Here is a 19,706-nt window from a genome sequence, read left to right on the forward strand (position 1 = left end):
TCTTTGTCAGCAATCTCAGGAGCCCTCGCGGACTCCCCGGATTTGAAATTAGTAAAGCAAACGAGCGCGGATGGTACCCGGAATCGCTTTCATAGATTTGAGTGCTGCCTCAGCCACATCTTCCGCTGCATCGACATCAATCACCACATAACCCATTTGCGGGGTGGTTTGCAGATACTGCGCGGCGATGTTAATCCCCTGCTCCGCAAAAATCTGGTTCAGCGCGGTCAAAATACCCGGGCGGTTTTCGTGGATGTGCAGCAGACGACTGGTGCTACCCCCGTGTAACGGCAGAGAAACCTCAGGGAAGTTCACCGCAGAGAGCGTAGAGCCGTTATCGGAGTATTTCGCCAGCTTACCCGCCACCTCCAGGCCGATGTTTTCCTGCGCTTCCTGAGTTGAACCGCCGATGTGCGGCGTCAGGATCACATTGTCAAACTCACACAGCGGCGAAGTGAACGGGTCGCTGTTGGTTGCAGGCTCGGTTGGGAAGACATCGATAGCCGCGCCCGCCAGGTGCTTGCGGGCCAGCGAGTCGCACAGAGCAGGAATATCAACAACGGTACCGCGTGCACAGTTAATCAGTAACGCGCCGGGCTTCATTAATGCCAGCTCATTTGCGCCAATCATATTCTTAGTGGAGGCGTTTTCAGGCACGTGCAGACTCACCACATCGCTCATATTGAGCAGGTCAGAGAGATGCTGAACCTGAGTAGCGTTACCCAGCGTCAGTTTGTTCTCAATATCATAGAAGTAAACGTGCATCCCCAGCGCTTCAGCCAGAATACCCAGCTGCGTGCCGATATGGCCGTAACCAATGATGCCGAGTTTCTTGCCGCGCGCTTCATAAGAACCGACTGCCAGCTTGTTCCATACCCCGCGATGCGCTTTGGCGTTGGCTTCAGGTACGCCACGCAGCAGCAGCAGCAGCTGGCCGATCACCAGTTCAGCCACCGAGCGGGTGTTGGAGAACGGAGCGTTAAATACCGGCACGCCGCGTTTAGCCGCAGCCTCCAGGTCAACCTGGTTTGTCCCGATACAGAAGCAGCCCACCGCCACCAGCTTTTCCGCCGCCGACAGAATATCTTCAGTTAGGTTAGTACGGGAACGCAGACCGATGAAATGCGCATCACGGATCGACTCTTTCAGGGCTTCGCTGTCCAGCGCACCTTTGTGGTATTCGATGTTGGTATAGCCTGCCGCGCGTAGATTATCCACGGCTTTCTGGTGTACGCCTTCCACCAGCAGGAATTTAATTTTGTCTTTATCCAGTGATACTTTTGCCATTTCCCGACCCTATTTTCAGAACTGATGTTGTGCTGTGTGATAAGAGACCCTGTAGCCAAAATATCAAAAATTACGGGCGGGGCAATATAAACGATTGCGCAGCCAGCGGGCCAGAACCGGACTAAGCCGCGATAGACAGCACAAAATGCTGAGCCAGAGAGAGAACCAGGAATGAAAAGCAGGCAGAGTTTAAGAATGTGACATATGTCACCAAATTTGCCGTTAGATTATTTTGTCATTTTTTATGCATTATTTTGGGGCGCTTGATACGCCCCGGTAAGATCATTTCACTATGGTTTTCACGCCGTCTGCGGTACCAATCAACGCGACATCCGCGCCGCGGTTAGCAAACAACCCCACAGTGACCACGCCCGGCAAACCGTTGATGGCATTTTCCAGCGCGACAGGATCGATGATGCTCAGACCATACACATCCAGAATAATGTTGCCGTTATCGGTCACCACGCCCTGGCGATATTCCGGGCGGCCGCCCAGTTTTACCAGTTCACGCGCCACGCAGCTGCGCGCCATCGGAATCACTTCCACCGGCAGCGGGAAATTGCCCAGGATAGCCACCTGCTTGGATGCATCGGCAATACAGATGAACTTTTCCGCGACGGATGCGATGATTTTTTCACGGGTCAGGGCCGCGCCGCCGCCTTTGATCATCTGCATCTGGCCGTTGATCTCATCCGCACCGTCAACATAGATCCCCAGGGAATCAACTTCGTTAAGATCGTAAACCGTGATACCAAGGCTTTTCAGTTTGGCGGTAGAAGCATCGGAGCTGGAAACAGCGCCATCAATCTGATGCTTAATGGTCCCGAGAGCATCAATAAAGTGCGCGGCGGTGGAGCCGGTACCCACACCAACGATGGTGCCCGGTTGCACATACTGTAATGCTGCCCAGCCGACTGCTTTTTTCAGTTCATCCTGCGTCATGGTTTTTTGCCTGTGCTGTGAAAACTGACGCGCATTATAGAGCAAGCGGCAAATAAATGTCCTGCGGTTGCCGTAATACTCGGGCGAACTTTGCGGTTTTAGTCTGGATCGACGGAAAATTTATGTCATAGTGCTGAGATAACAAAGACAGGAGTTAGCAAACGACAATGAAACGCCCGGACTACAGAACGCTACAGGCGCTGGATGCGGTGATCCGTGAACGAGGATTTGAACGCGCGGCGCAGAAGCTCTGCATTACTCAATCCGCAGTTTCACAGCGTATCAAGCAGCTGGAAAATATGTTCGGCCAACCATTGTTAGTGCGCACTGTGCCTCCACGTCCAACCGAGCAGGGGCAAAAATTACTGGCGCTTTTGCGTCAGGTGGAGCTGCTGGAAGAAGAGTGGCTGGGTGATGAACAAACGGGTTCTACGCCGTTGCTGCTGTCGCTTGCGGTCAACGCCGACAGCCTGGCCACCTGGCTGTTACCGGCGCTGGCCCCGGTTCTCGCCGACTCCCCTATTCGCCTGAATCTGCAAGTGGAAGATGAAACCCGCACCCAGGAACGCCTGCGTCGTGGCGAAGTGGTCGGCGCGGTATCAATACAGCCGCAGCCGCTGCCAAGCTGCCTGGTCGACAGACTCGGCGCGCTGGATTATCTGTTTGTCGGTTCGAAAGATTTTGCCGCGCGCTATTTCCCGAATGGCGTCACGCGTTCAGCGCTGCTTAAAGCGCCAGCTGTGGCGTTTGACCATCTGGACGATATGCACCAGGCGTTTTTACAACAGAACTTCGATTTGTCACCGGGCAGCGTGCCGTGCCACATCGTTAACTCGTCCGAAGCCTTCGTACAACTAGCGCGCCAGGGCACCACCTGCTGCATGATCCCACATCTGCAAATCGAAAGAGAGCTGAACAGCGGCGAGCTAATCGATCTGACGCCGGGCCTGATGCAGCGCCGTATGCTGTACTGGCACCGCTTTGCACCGGAAAGCCGGATGATGCGCAACGTGACCGATGCGCTTCTCGAGTACGGGCATAAGGTTTTACGCCAGGACGCAGAATAGTATTTATCCCCTCTCCCTTTCAGAAAGAGGGTGAGGGTAAAATTTACTTCGCGGCTTCGCCCTGAGCGCGTTCCAGCTCGAACACCACATCAACCTGGTCGGCAAACTGAATCGTTTGCTGATCGTAGGTATCCTGCGCCGATACTGGCGCTGCCGCATCCGCTTTCATCATCCGCACCATTGGCGCTGGCTGGTAGTTAGAGACGTGGTAGCGCACGCTGTAAACTGGCCCCAGCTTGCTGCTAAAGCCCTCGGCTAACAGCTTTGCCTGGCGAGCCGCATCGTCGATGGCCGCTTTACGCGCTTTGTCTTTGTATTGTTCCGGGTTGGCGACGCCAAGAGCAACGGAGCGAATTTCGTTAAGCCCCGCTTTCAGCGCCCCATCAAGCAGCTCGTTCATTTTGTCGAGCTTGCGCAGCGTGACATCAACCTGGCGCACGGCACGGTAGCCTTTCAGCTGCGTTTTGCCATCTTTCAGGTATTCATATTCTGGCTGAGTCCGCAGGTTGGCGGCGTTAATGTCTTTCTTTTCAACACCACTTTGCTGCAAGAATGTCAGGTACTGCGCCACGCGTTCGTCAGCCTGTTTCTTCGCTGATGCCGCATCTTTGGCAGAGACATTCACTTCGATAGCGAGCGTGGCAATATCAGGAACTGCGTCCACGCTGGCGGTGCCGGATGTCACGACATGTGGGCCATTGGGCAATTCATCGGCCAATGCCGGAGTCGCAACTAATCCTACTAAAGCAGCCAGTACCAGGTTTTTAAACTGCACTATAATTTCTCCATGCTATATTTCACTAACATTACGCCCGAAAACTGCACGGGCTTCTGGCAGCAAGCTTAGCCTGAAATGCATGTTTGTCTATCGGATTAGGGCGAATTACCCCATCAGCGAGGTAAGATGGCGAACACCGTCAGCCGCAAGCTGCAGGGCAATAAACCACATCACCAGGCCGACGACGCCATTAATAATACGCTGGGCTTTGGCGGTACGCAGACGAGGCGCAAGCCATGCCGCCATCAATGCCAGGCCATAAAACCACAGGATTGACGCACTGGCGGTGCCAAGCGCAAACCAGCGCTTCGGTTCATCAGCCAGCTGCCCGCCAAGACTGCCTAAAACGACAAAGGTATCCAGATAGACATGCGGGTTAAGCCAGGTCACCGCCAGCACGGTGGCGATAATTTTCCAGCGCCCTTGCTTCATCACTTCAGCGGAGGCCAACTCAACGCTACTGCTCATCGCGGTGCGTAGTGCGCCCCAACCGTACCACAGCAAAAAGGCCACGCCGCCCCAGGTCACAATCGCCAACAACCAGGGCGACTGCATCAGAAGCGCGCTGCCGCCAAAAATGCCTCCGCAGATCAGTATCAAATCGCTAATCGCGCAAAGAGAAGCAATCATCAGATGGTACTGGCGGCGAATGCCCTGGTTCATCACAAAAGCATTTTGCGGACCGAGTGGCAGGATTAACGCCGCACCCAATGTAAACCCTTGAAAGAAATAAGATAACATGATGATTCACTCTTCAGTATTTAGCGACTGAGGAAGAGTTTAATGGGGAAGAATCATTAGAGGAAATGGATAATTTTAATGGTTTATTAGCCAAACTAATAAACCACGGGCCAGCCGAAGCTGGCCCCGGACAATCATTCTTGTGCAGGTTCTTTCACACGTTTGAAGTTCACATCCATCTGCGGATACGGGAAGCTAATGCCCTGGGCGTCAAACTCTTTTTTAATACGTTCCAGCACATCCCAGTAAACATTCATCAGGTCGCCGCTGTTGCTCCAGGCGCGCACCACAAAGTTGATGGATGAAGGCCCAAGCTCATTCAGCCGCACGGTGATATCACGATCTTTGAGCACGCGCTCATCGCTGGTGATGATGTCGGTCAGGATTTGCTTCACCTGGTCGATGTCGGAGTCATATGCCACGCCAATAATAAACTCGTTGCGGCGTACCGGTTCGCGGGAAAAGTTGATGATATTGCCGGCGATAATTTTACCGTTTGGCACCACGACGATTTTGCCATCCAGCGTGCGCAAGGTGGTGGAGAATATCTGCACGTTAAGCACAGAGCCTGCGATCCCACCGAGATCGACATATTCACCCGCACGGAACGGGCGGAAGGTGACAAGCAACACACCAGCAGCCAGGTTTGAAAGCGACCCCTGAAGCGCCAGACCAATGGCTAAACCTGCGGCACCCAGCACAGCGATAACGGAGGCGGTTTGTACACCAACGCGCCCTAATGCTGCAATTAAGGTGAAGGCGATAATGCCATAACGCACCAGGGCGGAAAGGAAATCGGCCACGGTGGCATCAATATTACGCGCCAGCATCACGCGGTTGATGCCGTTAGCGACCACGCGAGCGACGATCATCCCGACGATAATAATCGCAATCGCCGCCACAATGTTGACCGCATAGCTCAGCAGCAATGCCTGATTGCGCACCAGCCAGCCTCCGGCATTGTTAATACTGTCTACTACGTTGAGATCTTCCATTCACGGTTCCTTGTCATTACACAAATTCTGCGCCGCAAAGGCACAACAGAGATTTTAAAGGGTAAACAAAACAGGCGAATATGCCAAGTTAGTCACAATATTGCTTAAAAAATCGCTGAAAATAGGCCCAAAAAAACCCGCGCGAGGCGGGTTAGATTTAAGCATTTACTGCTGCAAATTACAGAACGTCGATTGCGTTCAGCTCTTTGAAAGCCTGCTCCAGACGGGTAATCATAGAGGTCTGTGCAGCACGCAGCCATACGCGTGGATCGTAGTATTTCTTGTTCGGCTGGTCTTCGCCTTTCGGGTTGCCCAACTGGCCCTGCAGATAAGCTTCGTTCGCTTTGTAGTAGTTCAGGATGCCTTCCCAGGTTGCCCACTGGGTATCGGTATCGATGTTCATTTTCACTACGCCGTAGCTTACGGAGTCTTTGATTTCCTGAGCAGAAGAGCCGGAACCGCCGTGGAAGACGAAGTTCAGGCTGTTGTGCGGCAGGTTATGTTTCTTAGAAACATAGTCCTGAGAATCGCGCAGGATAGTTGGAGTCAGAACCACGTTGCCGGGTTTGTAAACGCCGTGTACGTTACCGAAAGAGGCCGCGATAGTGAAACGTGGGCTGATAGCATTCAGTTTTTCGTAAGCGTAATCAACGTCTTCTGGTTGAGTGTACAGAGCAGATGCGTCCATATGGCTGTTATCTACGCCATCTTCTTCGCCGCCGGTGCAACCCAGTTCAATTTCCAGAGTCATGCCGATTTTGGACATACGCTCCAGGTATTTAGCACAGATTTCGATGTTCTCTTCCAGCGACTCTTCAGACAGGTCAATCATATGAGAAGAGAACAGTGGTTTGCCCGTTGCTGCGAAGTGTTTTTCGCCCGCGTCCAACAGACCGTCTAACCATGGCAGCAATTTCTTCGCGCAGTGGTCAGTGTGCAGAATAACTGGAACACCATAGTGTTCAGCCATCAGATGCACATGGTGCGCACCAGAAATGCCGCCCAGGATTGCAGCCTGTTGGCCTTCAGCTTTCAGGCCTTTACCTGCCATGAATGCCGCGCCACCGTTAGAGAACTGCACGATAACGGGTGCTTTTACTTTGGCAGCAGTTTCGATAACGGCATTGATGGAGTCAGTACCTACGCAGTTCACTGCTGGCAGTGCGAAGTTGTTTTCTTTTGCTACCTGGAAAACTTTCTGTACGTCATCACCGGTGATAACACCTGGTTTTACGAAATCAAAAATCTTAGACATGGTTGTTTGTCCTGTATCGTCGGCCGTTAGAAAAAACGTTTGAGCCACCTAAGAGTGAGCAGTGGCAAAAAATAAACGGGCAGGAAACCCTGCCCGCCATCATCACTTCTTAGCGCGCTCTTCGAGCATCGCTACTGCTGGCAGAACTTTGCCTTCCACGAATTCGAGGAATGCGCCGCCACCCGTGGAGATATAGGAGATCTTGTCAGCAATACCGAACAGGTCGATGGCTGCCAGAGTGTCGCCGCCGCCTGCGATAGAGAATGCTTCGCTGTCTGCGATTGCATTAGCAACGATTTCAGTCCCTTTACGGAAGTTCGGGAATTCGAACACGCCAACCGGGCCGTTCCACAGAATGGTTTTTGCATTCTTCAGGATTTCAGCCAGCTGCTCGGCTGATGCATCACCGATATCCAGAATCTGTTCGTCAGCTTTCACGTCGTTGACCGATTTCAGCGTTGCGGCAGCAGACTCAGAGAACTCAGTCGCTACGCGCACATCAGCAGGAACCGGGATATCACAGATAGTCAGCAGGCGTTTAGCTTCATCAACCAGGTCTGCTTCATACAGGGATTTACCCACGTTGTGGCCCTGGGCTGCAACGAAGGTGTTGGCGATGCCGCCGCCAACAATCAGCTGGTCAGCAATTTTGGACAGGGAATCCAGAACGGTCAGTTTGGTAGACACTTTAGAACCGCCAACGATAGCTACCATTGGACGAGCAGGTTCTTTCAGGGCTTTACCCAGCGCGCTCAGCTCTTCAGCCAGCAGCGGGCCTGCACAAGCGATATCGGCAAATTTGCCCACGCCGTGAGTAGAAGCCTGCGCACGGTGAGCGGTACCGAATGCGTCCATAACAAATACGTCGCACAGCGCTGCGTATTTTTTAGACAGGGTTTCGTCGTCTTTCTTTTCGCCTTTGTTAAAGCGAACGTTTTCCAGAACCACCAGTTCACCGGCAGCCACTTCAACGCCGTCGAGGTAATCTTTAGCCAGGCGTACTGGAGAAGACAATTTGTCTTTCAGGTAGTTAACAACCGGCAGCAGAGAGAATTCTTCGTTGTACTCGCCTTCAGTCGGACGACCCAGGTGAGAAGTTACCATCACTTTAGCGCCTTGCTTCAGGGCCAGTTCGATAGTAGGCAAAGAGGCACGGATACGCGCGTCAGATGTCACTTTCCCTTCTTTAACCGGTACGTTCAAATCTGCACGGATAAGAACTCGCTTTCCAGCCAGATCTAAATCGGTCATCTTAATTACAGACATGGTGAATCCTCTCGTTGATTCTTAAAGTTTTGCGGACGCTTTATGCGCCTTACCTGAAACCACTTGCGGCCATGACTAACGTCGTGTCGAGCATTCGGTTAGCAAAGCCCCATTCGTTATCACACCAGACTAAAGTTTTAATCAGATGTTGCCCACTGACCCGGGTTTGCGTGCCGTCAACAATGGCACTGTGCGGATCGTGGTTAAAATCAGTCGAGACCAACGGTAATTCCGTATAGTCAACTATACCATGAAATGAATCCCGTGCTGCCTTTTGCAGCAACTCATTGACTTCACTGGCATTAACTGCATTTTTCACCGTCACGCTTAAATCAATTGCCGTGACGTTGATGGTCGGTACACGTACCGCAATCGCTTCAAAACAATCGTCAAACTGCGGGAAAATACGGGTGATACCGGCCGCAAGACGCGTATCGACAGGAATAATAGACTGGCTGGCGGCACGGGTGCGGCGCAAGTCCGGATGATAGGCGTCAATAACCTGTTGATCGTGCATGGCCGAGTGAATGGTAGTCACCGTGCCCCACTCAATGCCGAAAGCGTCATCCAGCAATTTGATAATGGGAATAATGCAGTTTGTGGTGCAGGAAGCATTGGAAACAATACGATGTTCAGCGACCACGCTTTCATGATTCACACCGTAAACCACGGTGGCATCAAGGTCGTTACCGCCAGGATGGGAGAAGAGAACTTTTTTGGTGCCGGCGGCCAGATGCGCTTCACCGTCTGCACGGGAGCCAAACACACCGGTACAGTCGAGCACCACATCCACGCCCAGCTCACGCCACGGTAAATTTGCGATTTCCGGCTCATGCAGGATACGGATGGCGTCATCGCCTACCCATAACTGGCTGCGTTCCTGACGCACATCCCAGGCGAAGCGGCCGTGGCTGGTGTCGTACTTCAACAGATGCGCCATACCCGCAGCGTCAGCCAGTTCATTGATTACTACGACGGTAATTTCCGCACGGCGACCGGATTCGTACAAAGCACGTACCACGTTGCGCCCAATGCGACCGAAGCCATTAATTGCTATGCGTACGGTCATATCTCTCCTGCCAGAATGCCTGAGACTAAGTGGCTGACAGAGTAATCCAGCAATCGTCTGAGGGGAATCCTCGCGCTCTCGAAACGGCAATTGTTTGCTTAATTGTCGAACATTGATTCGACTGAAACGCTTCAGCCATGTTAAGCGATACGGGGAATAAATGGAACGCCACCCGGGGAGAGGCAACCGATCTTCTGACGCAGGTCACATTTTTGATGGAATAAGCGCAACGAATTTAGCGCGATGGACGAATAGTAGACAGTAAACGACTGTAGAAATACCGATAAAAAAATGGGCCGCCTGAGCGACCCATTCGTTGTGCGAACATTGATTACAGAACGGCTTTAGCCTGCTTCACAACATTCTCAACGGTGAAGCCAAACTCTTCAAACAGCTGCTCAGCAGGAGCCGACTCGCCGAAGGTGGTCATCCCCACTACCGCGCCGTTCAGGCCGGTGTATTTGTACCAGTAGTCAGCGATGCTGGCTTCGATAGCCACACGCGCCGCCACGGCTTTCGGCAATACCGCTTCACGGTAAGCCGCATCCTGCTTGTCGAAGGCATCGGTGGACGGCATGGAAACCACGCGCGCTTTGATGCCTTCTGCCGTCAGTTGATCCCAGGCTGCCACTGCCAGTTCAACTTCAGAACCGGTGGCGATCAGGATCAGCTCAGGCTGGCCTTCACAATCCTTCAGAATGTATGCCCCACGGGCAACATCTGCCAGTTGCTGTTCGGTACGATCCTGCTGTGCCAGGTTCTGACGGGAGAAGATCAGCGCCGTCGGGCCGTCGTGACGTTCTACCGCGTATTTCCACGCCACCGCAGACTCAACCTGGTCACACGGGCGCCAGGTGCTCATGTTTGGCGTCACACGCAGGGCGGCAAGCTGCTCCACAGGCTGGTGAGTTGGGCCATCTTCGCCCAGACCGATAGAGTCGTGGGTGTAAACCATCACCTGGCGTTGCTTCATCAGCGCCGCCATACGCACCGCGTTGCGGGCATATTCCACAAACATCAGGAAGGTGGAGGTGTACGGCAGGAAACCACCGTGCAGCGCGATACCGTTGGCAATCGCCGTCATCCCGAATTCACGCACGCCGTAATGGATATAGTTACCGGCCAGATCTTCGTTAATCGCCTTAGAGCCGGACCAGATAGTCAGGTTAGACGGTGCCAGGTCCGCAGAGCCGCCGAGGAATTCTGGCAGCAGGTGGCCGAAGGCTTCGATGGTGTTCTGGGAGGCTTTACGGCTGGCGATTTTCGCCGGGTTCGCCTGCAGGTTTTTGATGAACTCCTGCGCTTTGGCAGCGAAATCAGCTGGCATATCGCCTTTCATACGACGGGTAAATTCTGCCGCTTCCTGCGGGAAGGCGCGAGCGTAGGCAGCGAACTTCTCGTTCCATGCCGCTTCTTTCGCCTGGCCTGCTTCTTTCGCATCCCACTGAGCGTAGATTTCAGTCGGGATTTCAAACGGCGCGTGTTTCCAGCCCAGAGCTTCACGGGTCAGCGCGATTTCCGCGTCACCCAGAGGTGCGCCGTGGGAATCGTGCGTACCGGCTTTGTTCGGCGAACCGAAACCGATGATGGTTTTGCACATCAGCAGTGAAGGTTTGTCGGTAACGGCTTTAGCTTCTTCAACCGCGCGTTTGATGGCGTCAGCATCGTGACCGTCAACGCCGCGCACCACGTGCCAGCCGTAGGCTTCAAAGCGTTTTGCCGTATCGTCGGTGAACCAGCCTTCAACGTGGCCGTCGATGGAGATACCGTTGTCATCATAGAAGGCAACCAGTTTACCCAGACCCAGCGTCCCCGCCAGCGAGCAAACTTCGTGGGAAATGCCTTCCATCATGCAGCCATCACCCAGGAATGTGTAGGTGAAGTGGTCGACGATGTCATGACCAGGACGATTGAACTGCGCCGCCAGGGTACGTTCTGCGATTGCCATACCGACTGCGTTGGCAACCCCCTGACCCAGTGGGCCAGTGGTGGTTTCAACACCGGCGGTGTAGCCCACTTCCGGGTGGCCCGGCGTTCTGGAATGCAGCTGACGGAAGTTTTTCAGCTCTTCGATTGGCAGGTCATAACCTGTGAGGTGCAACAGGCTGTAAATCAGCATTGAACCGTGACCGTTAGACAGCACGAAACGGTCACGGTCAGCCCATGCCGGGTTGTTCGGGTTATGGTTCAGGAAATCGCGCCACAGGACTTCGGCAATGTCGGCCATACCCATAGGGGCGCCCGGGTGACCGGATTTGGCTTTTTGTACTGCGTCCATGCTGAGTGCACGAATAGCATTGGCAAGCTCTTTACGAGAGGACATTTTGACTCCAGATCGGATGGTTGAAGGTCAGGCCTTGACTACTATGCGTAATGGGCTACGCCCAAAAAAATTGCCATCAATGTACCGCAAGCCGTGTGCCATGTACATGGAGCATCCTTTTGTCCGCTTAAGAAATCTCTGGTTCCTGATCGCATTTAGCGCTTGAGGCTGCGCACGCTTCGTTATCTTCTTTATACTGAAGCACATTCCCAGCCCTCTAAGGCTGGAACCCCAGAGCCGTTGTCATCAATAAAGGATATTGGCATGAAGATACGCCCAATTTTACTGAGCCTGAGCGTTGCTACCCTACTGAGCGGCTGCCAGAACATGGACTCCGGCGGCCTGCTGGCTTCCGGCGCGGAAGCCTTTCAGGCGTACACATTAAGCGATGCGCAAGTTAAAGCGCTGAGTGATAAATCCTGCGCTGAACTCGACGGCAAAGCGAGCATCGCGCCCGCCAGCAGCGAGTATGCAAAACGGCTGAGCAAAATATCCTCCGCCCTGGGCGATAACATCAACGGCATGCCGGTGAACTACAAAGTTTACGTCACCAAAGACGTCAACGCTTTTGCCATGGCTAACGGCTGTATCCGCGTATATAGCGGCCTGATGGATATGATGAACGATAACGAAGTCGAAGCGGTGATCGGCCATGAAATGGGCCACGTCGCACTCGGCCATGTGAAGAAAGGGATGCAGGTCGCTCTGGGAGCTAACGCAGCTCGAGTTGCAGCGGCCTCTGCGGGCGGTGTGATTGGCAGTTTGTCGCAGTCACAACTCGGCGATTTGGGCGAGAAACTGGTGAATGCGCAGTTCTCCCAGCGCCAGGAATCTGAAGCCGATGATTACTCGTATGATTTGTTGAGAAAACGCGGGATTAACCCAATCGGCCTGGCGACCAGTTTTGAGAAGTTAGCAAAAGCAGAAGAAGGCCGCCAAAGCTCAATGCTAGACGACCATCCGGCTTCGGCTGAACGCGCGCAGCATATTCGAGACCGTATGGCTGCGGATGGCCTGAAGTAAGATAAAAAAATGGTGGATGTCGCGTAAACCACATCCACCATTAATTCGACTTTCCGCGGTCAGATTAGCGCAAGCGCCATCCGCCACAAACGATTACTCGCCTTTCTTAGCTGCCTGGATATACAGCATTTCCAGCGCCAGCGTGGCACCCGCCAACGCGGTAATTTCAGACTGGTCGTAGGCCGGAGCGACCTCCACCACGTCCATGCCAACGATGTTCAAATCTTTCAGGCCACGCACCAGTTTCAACGCACGGTCAGTGGTCAGGCCGCCGATCACTGGCGTACCGGTACCTGGCGCGAAAGCCGGGTCGATACAGTCGATATCAAAGGTCAGATAAACCGGCATATCACCCACAATCTGCTTCACCTGCGCCAGCACGTCATCAACGGTGCGGTCATTTACCTGACCCGCATCTAACACGGTAAAACCGTTATCTTTATCGAACTCGGTACGAATACCAATCTGCACAGAATGGTTCGGATCGATCAAACCCTCTTTTGGCGCGGTGTAGAACATGGTGCCGTGATCGAACTCGCAGCCGTTGGCGTAGGTATCGGTGTGAGCATCGAAATGCACCAGCGCCATTTTGCCGAAGTGCTTAGCATGCGCGCGCAGCAGCGGCAGAGTGACGAAATGGTCGCCACCGAAAGAGAGCATACGCTTGCCGGAAGCCAGCAGCTTTTCCGCATGAGCCTGTAGGCGCTCGCTCATATCACGCGCATCACCGAAGGCGTAAACCAGGTCGCCGCAATCCACGACATTCAGACGATCGCGCACATCGAAGTTCCACGGGAAGCGATTTCCTTCCCATGCCAGGTTAGTAGAGACCTGACGGATTGCCGCTGGGCCATGACGTCCGCCGGCACGACCCGATGTTGCCGCATCAAACGGCACGCCGGTGATAACCCAATCGGCATCGCTGTCATATGGCATGAAATTCAGCGGAAAACGCAGAAAGCCGAAGGCATTAGATACCAGGGAGTTGTCGTATTGATGGCCTAAGGTACTCATGGTTTGACCTCGTGATGATAATTGTTATTAGCAAAAAAAAGTCCCCACCGCGTCGTTAAACCCGACGAGGAAGGGACTGGATTCATTCAGGCTGCTTGTTGACGCGAATTATCGCCCAACGCGGCATTATTTGTACACTAATCACTCTAAATAAAGACGAGTAATTTACTCGTCTTCTAAATAAGTATAGCCATACAAACCCGCCTCGAACTCTTCGAGGAACTGCTGCTGTAAGCCTGCATCCAGATCGGTCTGTTTGACCTGATCGCGGAAGTGCGTCAGCAAGGTGTTTGGATCGAGCTGCACGTATTGCAGCATATCCGCAACGGTATCGCCTTCATCAGACAGCTCAACCTCTACGCTGCCGTCAGGGAACACGAACACATCAACCGCTTCGGTATCACCAAACAGGTTGTGCATATTGCCGAGGATCTCCTGATACGCGCCAACCATAAAGAAGCCGAGCAGCGGTGGGTTTTCCGCATCGTATTCCGGCATCGGCATCGTGGTGGCAATGCCGTCACCGTCGATGTAGTGATCGATGGCACCATCGGAATCGCAGGTGATATCCAGCAGCACCGCACGGCGTTCCGGGATCTGGTTCAGCCCTTCCAGCGGCAGCACCGGGAACAGCTGGTCGATGCCCCATGCATCCGGCATCGACTGGAACAGCGAGAAGTTGACGTAAATCTTATCCGCCATCCGCTCCTGCAGTTCATCGATGATCGGACGGTGCGCACGGTTGCTGGGATCCAGCAGGCGCTGAATTTCATGGCACATGCTCAGATAGAGCTGTTCCGCCCAGGCACGCTCCTGCAGAGAGTAACTCCCTGACGCGTAGCCAGTATGGATGTCGTGCAGGTCAATCTGGCTGTCGTGCAGCCATTCGCGCAGCGAGCGGCGGTTGTTCGGCTGGTGCATTTCGCCCCAGGTTTCCCACATGCTTTGCAGCGCGCGCGGCGCGTTTTCGGCCGGAGACGTTGGCGTGGTGTATTCGTTGCGCTCAACACCGATGATGTTGGACACCAGCACGGTGTGGTGCGCGGTTACCGCACGCCCGGACTCGGTAATCACCGTTGGGTGCGGCAGGCCATGCTCTTCACAAGCATCACCGATAGCCCAGATAATATTATTCGCGTATTCGTTCAGACCATAGTTGACCGAACAATCAGACTGCGAGCGCGTGCCTTCATAGTCCACGCCCAGACCGCCGCCGACATCGAAGCATTCGATGTTAACGCCCATCTTGTGCAGTTCAACGTAGAAACGCGCAGACTCACGCACGCCGGTGGCGATATCACGAATGTTCGCCATTTGTGAACCGAGGTGGAAGTGCAGCAGCTGCAGGCTGTCGATACGACCGGCTTCACGCAACATATCAACCAGTTGCAGAACCTGCGTCGCCGCCAGGCCAAATTTGGATTTCTCGCCGCCTGAGGACTGCCATTTGCCGGAGCCTTGTGACGCCAGACGCGCACGCACGCCAAGACGCGGCACCACGTTCAGGCGCTCGGCCTCCTCCAGCACGATGCGAATTTCCGACATCTTCTCGATGACCAGATAGACCTTGTGGCCCATTTTCTCGCCGATCAGCGCCAGACGGATGTACTCACGGTCTTTATAGCCGTTACAGACAATCACCGAACGCGTCATGCCAGCGTGCGCCAGCACAGCCATCAATTCCGCTTTAGAACCTGCTTCCAGGCCCAGCGGCTCGCCGGAATGAATCAGTGATTCAATCACGCGACGGTGCTGGTTCACCTTAATCGGGTAAACGAGGAAATAGTTGCCGTTATAGCCGTAAGATTCGCGCGCACGTTTAAAGGCGGCGTTAATCGAACGCAGGCGATGCTGCAAAATCTGCGGGAAGCAGAACAGCGCAGGCAGACGCTGCCCCTGTGCTTCACGGGCTTTTACCAGTTCGGCGAGATCGACACGCGCTTCCGGAACATCGGGGTCCGGACAAACGGTAATGTGGCCCAATTCGTTGACGTCGTAATAGTTATTGCCCCACCAGGCAATATTGTAAGTACGCAGCATTTTGCTGGCTTCCTGGGAGCTCATGGCAACCTCCTGCATGGAGCGGTGTACGTCCTGCTCGCCCACTGACGAACCCGAAGCGGAAGAGATTTTGTCAGACATGGCGAACCTCAAATTTAAACGAATATGCAAAACAGTTGACTACTATCGCAGGGGTATCCCGCAATAACAACCCATTAACAGCGCGTAGCGGCAGCATAAGACGCTGACAGACAAACTGTGCGACCGGCTTCTTTTTCATATTATTGTAAAACACGTAACCGAGCTTCGTTAAAGGAGTCGGCGAAACCACGAGAATACTCTTATCAGCGACAAGAGAGCCTGAGTGCTGAATTTCGCGGATTTAAAAACCGGCCCGGGAATCCATTGATGCACAAGGACAGAGATAACATCGGCAGGAGACTGGCAAAGAGATGCTGGATGCAAGGGACACAGAGACGACCTGGACGGACGCGAAGTTGTGCGAAAGACAGCGGTTCATTAATGAAGTCACCTCCACGCATACCAGAAGCATGCGACAAGCTAAAGCTTAAAAATTTGCTCAACCCGGCTGGAAGTGGGCAACACAAAAATGTGTGCTTGTTGAATGAGCCGCGCGCGCCGCTTTATACCGATAACTGACGAAAAATGCAAAGCAAAATTCCCGCGCCTACCACAGATATCAAGAAATTTCGCTATTGCCGTATCTACAAAATTCATCATTGACGATTTTATGCTGAAACTTGCAGCCGTAAAAATCACTGGTAATCTGTTTATTGAATCACCTAGAATAGCCGTCCAGATGTTAATCCATCTATACAGATACACTGTTAGACTGCCTGTAATGAGATCTGTGGCAAAAAAGCTGCAAATCAGTCTATTGCACCAATATAAGCGGCATAGGGCGGCAGCCTGCACTAACCTGATTCTCTTAGGGTACATAAAATATGGCTAGACACCTTTTTACATCCGAGTCTGTTTCTGAAGGACATCCTGATAAAATCGCTGACCAGATCTCCGATGCGGTACTGGATGCGATTCTTGAACAAGATCCGAAAGCACGCGTAGCTTGCGAGACTTACGTTAAAACCGGCATGGTGATGGTGGGGGGTGAAATCACTACCAGCGCCTGGGTGGATATCGAAGAGATCACTCGTAATACCGTGCGTGAAATCGGCTACGTGCATTCTGATATGGGCTTTGATGCCAATTCATGTGCGGTGCTGAGCGCTATCGGCAAGCAGTCTCCGGATATCAATCAGGGCGTTGACCGTACCGACCCGCTCGAGCAAGGCGCTGGCGACCAGGGCCTGATGTTTGGTTATGCGACCAACGAAACCGACGTGTTGATGCCAGCCCCAATCACCTACGCACACCGTCTGGTTCAACGCCAGGCTGAAGTGCGTAAGAATGGCTCCCTGCCGTGGCTGCGCCCGGATGCAAAAAGCCAAATCACCTTCCAGTACGACGACGGTAAAATCGTCGGTATTGATGCCGTGGTTCTGTCTACCCAGCACTCCGAAGATGTTCAGCTGAAAACGCTGCAGGAAGCGGTGATGGAAGAGATCATCAAGCCAGTTCTGCCAGCAGAATGGTTGAATGCATCCACTAAATACCACATCAACCCAACTGGTCGTTTTGTTATCGGTGGCCCAATGGGCGACTGCGGCCTGACCGGGCGTAAAATTATCGTTGATACCTACGGCGGCATGGCTCGTCACGGTGGCGGTGCGTTCTCCGGTAAAGATCCGTCGAAAGTGGACCGTTCTGCGGCGTACGCGGCGCGTTATGTGGCGAAAAACATCGTTGCTGCGGGCCTGGCTGACCGCTGTGAAATCCAGGTTTCTTACGCCATCGGCGTGGCTGAGCCAACGTCTATCATGGTTGAAACCTTCGGCACTGAGAAAATCTCTACCGAGCAGCTGACTCTGCTGGTGCGCGAGTTCTTCGATCTGCGTCCATACGGCCTGATTCAGATGCTGGACCTGCTGCACCCAATCTACAAAGAAACCGCAGCATACGGTCACTTTGGTCGTGAACATTTCCCGTGGGAAAAAACCGACAAAGCAGCATTGCTGCGTGATGCTGCTGGCCTGAAATAATCCCCACCAGCCCATCATCACACTTTAAAGGCCAGCGCTTCGCTGGCCTTTCGCTTTATTCCCCCCTCCTCCTGAAGTTATTCTCTCAGCCAATAGCTGGTCAGTGAGAGCGGTTACACATCAGTTACCCACGTATTAATTAAGACTGTTCTGCATGACAATAATTTGTTGCTGCGCTAGTTACAAAAATTTTCAGACTAGTCTCGGGTGTAAATTTTTCACTTTATTTTCTATAGTTAACCAGCTGTTTTTAATCAAATAATAGCAAATACACTTCTTGACATTAGTGTAACCGATTACACTAGCGTGAGTTGAATCACATAATTTAACCCGAAATTAACCTACCCTTAATTGCGAGATATCCCCCAAATTATTCAACTGGAGAGCAAGATGCCTGAAATAAAAAAACAAGGGCGCTCGAACAAAAGCATGACTTTTTTTGTCTGTTTCCTCGCCGCCCTGGCCGGTTTGCTTTTTGGCCTTGATATCGGCGTGATTGCCGGTGCCCTGCCGTTTATCGCAAAAGATTTCCAGATAACCGCGCATCAGCAGGAATGGGTTGTCAGTTCGATGATGTTCGGTGCCGCAGTCGGTGCGGTTGGCAGCGGTTGGCTCTCCTTCCGCATCGGGCGCAAATACAGCCTGATGATTGGTGCCGTACTGTTCGTGGTGGGTTCGCTGTGTTCGGCCTTCGCACCTGACGCTGAAATTCTGATTATCTCCCGCGTGCTGCTGGGCCTGGCTGTAGGGGTAGCCTCTTATACCGCGCCGCTTTATCTGTCGGAAATCGCGCCAGAAAAAATCCGCGGCAGCATGATTTCGATGTACCAGTTGATGATCACCATCGGTATTCTCGGCGCCTACCTTTCCGATACCGCCTTCAGCTACAGCGGTTCATGGCGCTGGATGCTGGGCGTCATCACTATTCCAGCCCTGATTTTACTGGTGGGCGTTTTCTTCCTGCCGGACAGCCCGCGCTGGTTCGCGGCCAAACGCCGTTTCCACGATGCCGAGCGTGTGCTGTTGCGCCTGCGTGATACCAGTGCCGAAGCCAAACGCGAGCTCGAAGAGATCCGTGAAAGCCTGAAGGTAAAACAAAGCGGCTGGTCGCTGTTTAAAGACAACAGCAATTTCCGCCGCGCGGTGTTCCTCGGCATTCTGCTTCAGGTGATGCAGCAGTTCACCGGCATGAACGTCATCATGTACTACGCGCCCAAAATCTTTGAAATCGCCGGATTCACCAACACCACACAGCAAATGTGGGGCACGGTGATCGTTGGTCTTATTAACGTCCTGGCAACCTTTATTGCCATCGGCCTGGTTGACCGCTGGGGCCGTAAACCGACGCTGGTTCTGGGCTTCACGGTGATGGCGGTGGGTATGGGTATTCTTGGTACCATGCTGCATATTGGTATCCATTCGCAGGGGGCGCAATACTTTGCTATTGCGATGCTGCTGATGTTTATCGTCGGTTTCGCCATGAGTGCCGGCCCGCTGATTTGGGTGCTGTGTTCTGAAATCCAGCCGCTTAAAGGCCGTGACTTCGGTATCACCTGCTCCACCGCGACCAACTGGATTGCTAACATGATTGTCGGCGCCACTTTCCTGACCATGCTGAACACGCTGGGCAATGCGAACACCTTCTGGATCTACGCGGCGCTGAACCTGTTCTTCATCGTACTGACCCTGTGGCTGATTCCGGAAACCAAACACGTTTCTCTGGAACATATCGAGCGTAACCTGATGAAAGGCCGTCGCTTACGTGAGATTGGTGCTAGCAACTAAGCAATACTCGCCCTTCTCCCTGACCGGAGAGGGGCTTGCA

Annotated in this window: 16 protein-coding genes; 4 read left to right on the forward strand and 12 right to left on the reverse strand. The window is 53.2% G+C overall.

Annotation, left to right across the window (positions count from 1 at the left end):
• Positions 1-48: 48 nt before the first annotated feature.
• A complete protein-coding gene (gene serA / locus EHN07_RS12210; protein WP_124024411.1) occupies positions 49-1,287 on the reverse strand; it encodes a phosphoglycerate dehydrogenase in 1,239 nt (412 codons plus the stop codon).
• A 282-nt stretch (positions 1,288-1,569) separates the two neighbouring features.
• Positions 1,570-2,229 (reverse strand): ribose-5-phosphate isomerase RpiA, encoded by a 660-nt coding sequence (gene rpiA, locus EHN07_RS12215; RefSeq protein ID WP_124024412.1) that lies wholly within the window; start codon positions 2,227-2,229, stop codon positions 1,570-1,572.
• 167 nt (positions 2,230-2,396) lie between these two features.
• On the opposite strand from rpiA, the gene argP reads away from it, so the two are divergent.
• Entirely contained in the window at positions 2,397-3,296 is a 900-nt protein-coding gene (gene argP, locus EHN07_RS12220; RefSeq protein WP_124024413.1) for a DNA-binding transcriptional regulator ArgP, read from the forward strand.
• Positions 3,297-3,339: 43 nt separating this feature from the next.
• Here the strand turns inward: argP and EHN07_RS12225 are convergent, their stop codons facing one another.
• From EHN07_RS12225 to tkt, 7 genes are all read right to left on the reverse strand, one after another.
• Positions 3,340-4,071 carry an oxidative stress defense protein gene (locus EHN07_RS12225; protein ID WP_124024414.1) on the reverse strand — a complete coding sequence of 244 codons (732 nt, stop codon included), beginning with the start codon at positions 4,069-4,071 and terminating at the stop codon, positions 3,340-3,342.
• 108 nt (positions 4,072-4,179) lie between these two features.
• Complete coding sequence (argO, locus tag EHN07_RS12230; RefSeq protein ID WP_124024415.1) at positions 4,180-4,815, reverse strand: arginine exporter ArgO; 636 nt, start codon at positions 4,813-4,815, stop codon at positions 4,180-4,182.
• A gap of 134 nt (positions 4,816-4,949) precedes the next feature.
• Positions 4,950-5,810, reverse strand: a complete 861-nt coding sequence (gene mscS / locus EHN07_RS12235) for a small-conductance mechanosensitive channel MscS (RefSeq protein WP_124024416.1) — start codon at positions 5,808-5,810, stop codon at positions 4,950-4,952.
• Between the two features lie 178 nt (positions 5,811-5,988).
• The gene (gene fbaA / locus EHN07_RS12240) at positions 5,989-7,065 is read right to left on the reverse strand and encodes a class II fructose-bisphosphate aldolase (RefSeq protein WP_124024417.1); all 1,077 of its coding nucleotides are present in this window, start codon (positions 7,063-7,065) and stop codon (positions 5,989-5,991) included.
• 102 nt (positions 7,066-7,167) lie between these two features.
• On the reverse strand, positions 7,168-8,331 hold the full coding sequence (pgk, locus tag EHN07_RS12245; protein WP_124024418.1) for a phosphoglycerate kinase: 1,164 nt from the start codon (positions 8,329-8,331) through the stop codon (positions 7,168-7,170).
• A 49-nt stretch (positions 8,332-8,380) separates the two neighbouring features.
• Positions 8,381-9,400: an erythrose-4-phosphate dehydrogenase gene (epd, locus tag EHN07_RS12250; RefSeq protein WP_124024419.1), complete on the reverse strand. Its 1,020-nt coding sequence runs from the start codon at positions 9,398-9,400 to the stop codon at positions 8,381-8,383.
• Positions 9,401-9,731: 331 nt separating this feature from the next.
• Positions 9,732-11,723, reverse strand: coding sequence for a transketolase (gene tkt / locus EHN07_RS12255; RefSeq protein WP_124024420.1), 1,992 nt, complete (start codon positions 11,721-11,723; stop codon positions 9,732-9,734).
• Between the two features lie 264 nt (positions 11,724-11,987).
• Between tkt and loiP the strand changes: the two genes are divergently transcribed.
• Positions 11,988-12,746 carry a metalloprotease LoiP gene (gene loiP / locus EHN07_RS12260; protein ID WP_124024421.1) on the forward strand — a complete coding sequence of 253 codons (759 nt, stop codon included), beginning with the start codon at positions 11,988-11,990 and terminating at the stop codon, positions 12,744-12,746.
• A 93-nt stretch (positions 12,747-12,839) separates the two neighbouring features.
• Here the strand turns inward: loiP and speB are convergent, their stop codons facing one another.
• The 3 genes from speB to yqgB form a co-directional block, all read right to left on the reverse strand.
• On the reverse strand, positions 12,840-13,760 hold the full coding sequence (gene speB, locus EHN07_RS12265) for an agmatinase (RefSeq protein WP_124024422.1): 921 nt from the start codon (positions 13,758-13,760) through the stop codon (positions 12,840-12,842).
• A gap of 165 nt (positions 13,761-13,925) precedes the next feature.
• Positions 13,926-15,902 (reverse strand): biosynthetic arginine decarboxylase, encoded by a 1,977-nt coding sequence (gene speA, locus EHN07_RS12270; protein ID WP_124024423.1) that lies wholly within the window; start codon positions 15,900-15,902, stop codon positions 13,926-13,928.
• The gene (gene yqgB, locus EHN07_RS12275) at positions 15,895-16,041 is read right to left on the reverse strand and encodes an acid stress response protein YqgB (protein WP_148085469.1); all 147 of its coding nucleotides are present in this window, start codon (positions 16,039-16,041) and stop codon (positions 15,895-15,897) included. Before yqgB ends, speA begins: the two co-directional genes overlap by 8 nt.
• A 685-nt stretch (positions 16,042-16,726) precedes the next feature.
• Here yqgB and metK point away from each other — a divergent pair.
• Positions 16,727-17,881: a methionine adenosyltransferase gene (metK, locus tag EHN07_RS12285; RefSeq protein WP_124024424.1), complete on the forward strand. Its 1,155-nt coding sequence runs from the start codon at positions 16,727-16,729 to the stop codon at positions 17,879-17,881.
• A 390-nt stretch (positions 17,882-18,271) separates the two neighbouring features.
• Positions 18,272-19,666, forward strand: a complete 1,395-nt coding sequence (locus tag EHN07_RS12290; protein WP_124024425.1) for a sugar porter family MFS transporter — start codon at positions 18,272-18,274, stop codon at positions 19,664-19,666.
• Positions 19,667-19,706 lie beyond the last annotated feature (40 nt).

The organism is Buttiauxella warmboldiae, assembly GCF_003818135.1.
Lineage (GTDB): Bacteria > Pseudomonadota > Gammaproteobacteria > Enterobacterales > Enterobacteriaceae > Buttiauxella > Buttiauxella warmboldiae.

Bases quoted from the DNA above. Each gene is read 5' to 3' on its own strand.
- serA (WP_124024411.1), bottom strand. From the start codon at position 1,287: ATGGCAAAAGTATCACTGGATAAAGACAAAATTAAATTCCTGCTGGTG.
- rpiA (WP_124024412.1), bottom strand. From the start codon at position 2,229: ATGACGCAGGATGAACTGAAAAAAGCAGTCGGCTGGGCAGCATTACAG.
- argP (WP_124024413.1), top strand. From the start codon at position 2,397: ATGAAACGCCCGGACTACAGAACGCTACAGGCGCTGGATGCGGTGATC.
- argO (WP_124024415.1), bottom strand. From the start codon at position 4,815: ATGTTATCTTATTTCTTTCAAGGGTTTACATTGGGTGCGGCGTTAATC.
- mscS (WP_124024416.1), bottom strand. From the start codon at position 5,810: ATGGAAGATCTCAACGTAGTAGACAGTATTAACAATGCCGGAGGCTGG.
- fbaA (WP_124024417.1), bottom strand. From the start codon at position 7,065: ATGTCTAAGATTTTTGATTTCGTAAAACCAGGTGTTATCACCGGTGAT.
- pgk (WP_124024418.1), bottom strand. From the start codon at position 8,331: ATGTCTGTAATTAAGATGACCGATTTAGATCTGGCTGGAAAGCGAGTT.
- epd (WP_124024419.1), bottom strand. From the start codon at position 9,400: ATGACCGTACGCATAGCAATTAATGGCTTCGGTCGCATTGGGCGCAAC.
- tkt (WP_124024420.1), bottom strand. From the start codon at position 11,723: ATGTCCTCTCGTAAAGAGCTTGCCAATGCTATTCGTGCACTCAGCATG.
- loiP (WP_124024421.1), top strand. From the start codon at position 11,988: ATGAAGATACGCCCAATTTTACTGAGCCTGAGCGTTGCTACCCTACTG.
- speB (WP_124024422.1), bottom strand. From the start codon at position 13,760: ATGAGTACCTTAGGCCATCAATACGACAACTCCCTGGTATCTAATGCC.
- speA (WP_124024423.1), bottom strand. From the start codon at position 15,902: ATGTCTGACAAAATCTCTTCCGCTTCGGGTTCGTCAGTGGGCGAGCAG.
- yqgB (WP_148085469.1), bottom strand. From the start codon at position 16,041: ATGAAAAAGAAGCCGGTCGCACAGTTTGTCTGTCAGCGTCTTATGCTG.
- metK (WP_124024424.1), top strand. From the start codon at position 16,727: ATGGCTAGACACCTTTTTACATCCGAGTCTGTTTCTGAAGGACATCCT.
- EHN07_RS12290 (WP_124024425.1), top strand. From the start codon at position 18,272: ATGCCTGAAATAAAAAAACAAGGGCGCTCGAACAAAAGCATGACTTTT.